This window comes from Hydrogenivirga sp. (assembly GCF_056450045.1).
On record NZ_JBWONM010000077.1, the window covers coordinates 1 to 4,339 of the forward strand.

At 51.9% G+C, this 4,339-nt stretch carries 6 protein-coding genes; 4 read left to right on the top strand and 2 right to left on the bottom strand.

Annotation, left to right across the window (positions count from 1 at the left end):
* Both AC1HCM_RS03195 and AC1HCM_RS03200 read right to left on the bottom strand, forming a co-directional pair.
* A partial coding sequence (locus AC1HCM_RS03195; RefSeq protein WP_479460333.1) for an FAD-dependent oxidoreductase occupies nucleotides 1-295 on the bottom strand: 295 nt, incomplete at its 3' end.
* Nucleotides 296-329: 34 nt separating this feature from the next.
* The gene (locus AC1HCM_RS03200) at nucleotides 330-1,193 is read right to left on the bottom strand and encodes a prohibitin family protein (RefSeq protein WP_479460334.1); all 864 of its coding nucleotides are present in this window, start codon (nucleotides 1,191-1,193) and stop codon (nucleotides 330-332) included.
* A 22-nt stretch (nucleotides 1,194-1,215) separates the two neighbouring features.
* On the opposite strand from AC1HCM_RS03200, the gene AC1HCM_RS03205 reads away from it, so the two are divergent.
* The 4 genes from AC1HCM_RS03205 to glmU form a co-directional block, all read left to right on the top strand.
* Entirely contained in the window at nucleotides 1,216-1,905 is a 690-nt protein-coding gene (locus tag AC1HCM_RS03205; protein WP_479460335.1) for a CinA family protein, read from the top strand.
* The gene (lpxA, locus tag AC1HCM_RS03210; RefSeq protein ID WP_479460336.1) at nucleotides 1,902-2,687 is read left to right on the top strand and encodes an acyl-ACP--UDP-N-acetylglucosamine O-acyltransferase; all 786 of its coding nucleotides are present in this window, start codon (nucleotides 1,902-1,904) and stop codon (nucleotides 2,685-2,687) included. Before AC1HCM_RS03205 ends, lpxA begins: the two co-directional genes overlap by 4 nt.
* A 3-nt stretch (nucleotides 2,688-2,690) precedes the next feature.
* On the top strand, nucleotides 2,691-2,936 hold the full coding sequence (locus AC1HCM_RS03215; protein ID WP_479460337.1) for a hypothetical protein: 246 nt from the start codon (nucleotides 2,691-2,693) through the stop codon (nucleotides 2,934-2,936).
* A gap of 136 nt (nucleotides 2,937-3,072) precedes the next feature.
* Nucleotides 3,073-4,339 (top strand): bifunctional UDP-N-acetylglucosamine diphosphorylase/glucosamine-1-phosphate N-acetyltransferase GlmU (gene glmU, locus AC1HCM_RS03220; protein WP_479460338.1); only part of this gene is annotated, 1,267 nt, incomplete at its 3' end.

Below are 4,339 nucleotides of genomic sequence, written 5' to 3' on the forward strand. Positions count from 1 at the left end.
TCCTGTCCACGCCCAGAGCCCCTCCAGCGGGAACCCGTGACTCTTTTGCAGCCTCCACCACGAGGGAACCGAGCAGGCTCATCTCAGCCTTCAGAAGTCCGGCACCCGTTGTAAGCTCCGTTCCGCCAAGAGTGTTGCTGCAAACGAGCTCTGCGAGCTTGTCGGTCCTGTGGGCTGGGGTCATCCTCTGGGGGCGCATTTCGTAGAGCACAACCTTGAAGCCAGACTGAGCCAGCCTCCAGGCAGCCTCACAACCCGCAAGCCCACCACCGATGACAACTATCCTGTCCTTCATTCCAAAAGTATTAATATAGGCAGATTTTAAGAGCTCACTTCCTCTTTGGCTGAGGAAGCTGGATTATCGGTGTCATGTTGGTGTCGTAAGGTATGAGTATTATCGTGTTGTTTCCACTCTCCGCATAAGCCTTGATGTTCTCAAGGAACTTCCACATCAGATACTCCTTGGTCAAGGAGCCGGCTATTATCCTGTTCGCCTCCGCTATTCCCCTCGCCTCAATCTTCTTCCTCTCAGCTTCAAGCTTCTCCTTTTCAACGAGGAACTTCATCCTCTGAGCTTCCTCAAGTGCCCTCCTCTTCTGCTCTATTGCCTCAACCACCTTTCTGGGGAGCTTTATGTCCCTTATGAGTATCTCATCAAGGAGTATGAACCTCTTCTCAAGCTCCTTCCTTACCTGGTCAGCTATCCTCTGCTGTATTAAAGACCTTTCCTGATAGACCTGAGCGCTGTCAAGGGTTGCTATAACATCCCTCACCGCAGACCTTATCACCGGCTTTATTATCCTGTCCTCATAGAGAAGCCCGTACTCAATGTATATCTCCGCCGCTTTATCGGGCATTATCTTGTAAAGGGTGGTGAGCTCCACATTTATCGTCAGCCCGTCCTTGGACAGGGCATTTATTGAGTTCGCTCCCGTCAGGTCGTAGCTGTGGGTTCTGACCGACATCTTCTCAACCCTCTGGAGCAGGGGTACTACCAGATGGAGCCCCGGTTTGAGCTCCTCAGGGCTCGCCTTTCCCAGCGTGAGCTTTACACCCACGTATCCGCTCGGAATAACCACGAAGGGATTGGACAGAAGCAGAAGGAGCACGAGAACTGCGATGACTACGCCGGCACCTATCAGGCTCTTTGGAACCTGCGGTGGTCTCGGGTACCTCTGAGGCTCAAAATCCATAGGTATATAATACTCCTTTAAAATGGACTGTGAGGTTTGTCTTTACGAGGCTGAAAGGAGACCGGCTCCCTACATCCTGAGGACAGCCGAGCTCTCCTTGGAGGAGGTTGAGGTAAAGCTGAGGGGACTTGATTTTAAGGTTGAGAGGACCCTTGCGGGTGTTGATCTTCTCTTTCAAAAAAGGGAGGACTGGGAGAGGGCAAAGGAGGAGCTCGGTGACTTCGTTTACTCAACCGGGGAGAGCCTGGAGGAGGTTGTCGGCAGACTGCTTAGAGATAAAGGGCTTACCCTCAGCACAGCGGAGAGCTGCAGCGCCGGGCTCCTCTCGGCGAGGATAGTCAACGTGCCCGGGAGCTCCGATTACTTCATAGGGGGAGTTGTGGTTTACTCTAACGAGCTAAAGCGAAAGCTCCTCGGTGTCAAAGAGGAGACCCTCTCACGCTTCGGTGCTGTATCGGAAGAGACCTGCAGAGAGATGCTTTCGGGTCTGAGAGAGAGGTTTGGAACGGACTGTGGGGTCGCCATAACCGGCATTGCCGGTCCGGGAGGTTCTGAGAACAAGCCCGAAGGGCTTACCTACATAGGCGTCTTCTGTAAGGACGCTGAGGTTGTAGAGGTCAGGGTCTTTGGGATGGGGAGAAACCCAAACAGGTTCCTCTCCACTCAGGTAGCCCTAAACACGCTCAGGAAGCTTTTAAAGGAGGAAAAATGAGAATACATCCGAGTGCCGTAGTTGGCAAAGGGGTTAAGCTGGCTGAGGATGTTGAGATCGGAGCCTTCTGCGTCATAGAGGGAGATGTTGAGATAGGAAGGGGAACAAAGATCGGAAACAGGGTCACGATAAAGGGCAGGGTCAAGATAGGAGAGGACTGCAGGATATACGACGGAGCGGTTATAGGAGAGGAGCCCCAGCACCTCCGGTACGAGGGAGAGGAGAGCGAGGTCCTGATAGGAAACCGGGTTCTGATAAGGGAGTACGTCACCATCCACCGGGGGACTAAGCTGGACAAGATGAAGACGGTGATAGGGGACGAGGTTATGCTCATGGCGTACTCCCACGTAGCCCACGACTGCGTTGTAGGAAAGGGCGTGATAATGGCGAACTGTGCTACCCTCGGAGGGCACGTGGAGGTGGGGGAATATTCATTCATAGGAGGTCTCTCCGCCGTCCATCAGTGGGCGAGGATAGGACCCTACGCTATGGTGGGAGGTCTTACGGGTGTTTCCTTAGATATTCCTCCCTTCACAAGAGCTTCAGGACAGCACGCTCAGCTTTACGGTGTTAACACCGTCGGGCTTGAGAGGAGGGGTTTTTCAAAGGAAAGGATAGCGGCTATAAAGAAAGCTTACAGACTCCTCTTCAGAAGCAACATCCTAAAGAAGGAGGCGATAGAGGAGCTCAGGAGGGAGTTCAAGGACAACGAGGACATAGAGCTTCTGATAGACTTTATACTCAGCTCAAAGAGAGGCGTAGCGAGGGATGCTAAGGGGTAAAGGATGAAGGGAGATGGAATTAAAGAACGCAAAGCCTATTATGAGAAGTTGATAGGCTGGTTGTTTACTGGTTTCCTTGCACTTGTCGGTGGTCTGTCTGGGTTGACTTTGGGAAAGCTTGAAGGATTCAAACTTATTCTATTTTTCGGTGGACTGTTTTTACTTCCTATGATGGTTGCAGGTATCTTAGCCTTGCATTTTTCCATCATGGGTCTTATCAAAAAACTGGAGGAAGAAGATGGGAATTAAAGAAGTTCTTATTGCTGTCGGTTTGTTGTTTATGATTGGTTCTGTAGCGTACCTCTTATGGACAATACGCTCCTCCATAGAGGAGGAAAAAAGAGGGGCAACTAAAGCGGAGAAGTAAAACTCAAAGAGGTAAAGGATGAAAGCGGTTGTTCTTGCGGCAGGACTTGGAACGAGATTCAGAAGTGAAAAGCCGAAGGTTCTCCATACCATACTCGGCAAGCCGATGCTTTGGTACGTCCTGAGTGCCGTTAAGGGAGGATGTATAGAGGACATAGCCCTAGTGGTCGGTCACGGAGCGCAGGAGGTAAAGGAGACCATTGGGGAAGATTATGCCTACTTCCTTCAGGAAAACCCCAAAGGCGGGACCGCGGATGCGGTGCTGGCATCGGTTGACTGGTGGAGGAACGACGATGACTACCTCCTGATAATAAACGGCGACTCCCCCCTCGTGAGCTCCGAGACCCTTAAGAACATGCAGAGGTTTCTCTTCATGGTTGAGGAGTATGAGAAGATAAAGCTCGGGGGAGTTGTTCTTACCTCGGTTCTTCAGGACCCTACGGGTTACGGCAGAATCATCAAGGAGGAAGGAACTGACAGGATAATAAAGATAGTTGAGGAAAAGGATGCCTCCCCCCAGGAGAGGAACATAAGGGAGGTAAACGGGGGTGTATATATCCTCTACATACCCTACCTCTTAGAGGCACTCTTCAAGATAAAGCCGAGTGAGAAGACGGGGGAGCTCTACCTTACCGATGTTATAGGCTACATGACGGCAAAGGGATACGAGGTGAGGAGCTTCATGGCTTCAGACCCCACGGAGATAGTGGGAGTGAACACCCGCTGGGAGCTGAGCTTTGCGGAGAACATACTCAGACTCAAGCTCATAAAGTACTGGGCGCAGAGAGGGGTAACTTTCCACATACCCGAGACCGTGTGGGTAGAGCCCGATGTGAGCTTGGAGCGGAACGTTGAGATATTTCCCAACGTGCACCTCAGGGGAAAGACAAAGATCGGCAGGAACGCCGTCATAGAAACGGGGGCTGTAATTGAGAACTCCGAGGTGGGAGAGTCAGCACTGATCGGACCCTATTCCGTGATAAGGGACAGCGTGGTTGAGAGGGAGGCAAGGGTAGGACCCCACGCCCACATCAGGGATGGCTCCCGCATAGGGAGTGGGAGTCACGTTGGCAACTTTGTTGAGGTCAAGAAAAGTACCCTCGGCGAGAGTGTTAGGGCTAAGCACCTCGCCTACATAGGCGACGCCACCCTTGAGGACGACGTGAACATAGGAGCTGGAGTTGTAACCGCAAACTACGACGGCAGGCAGAAGCACAAAACCTATATAGGTAAGGGAGCTTTCATAGGGAGCAACTCTCTCCTGATAGCCCCGATAAAGATAGGGA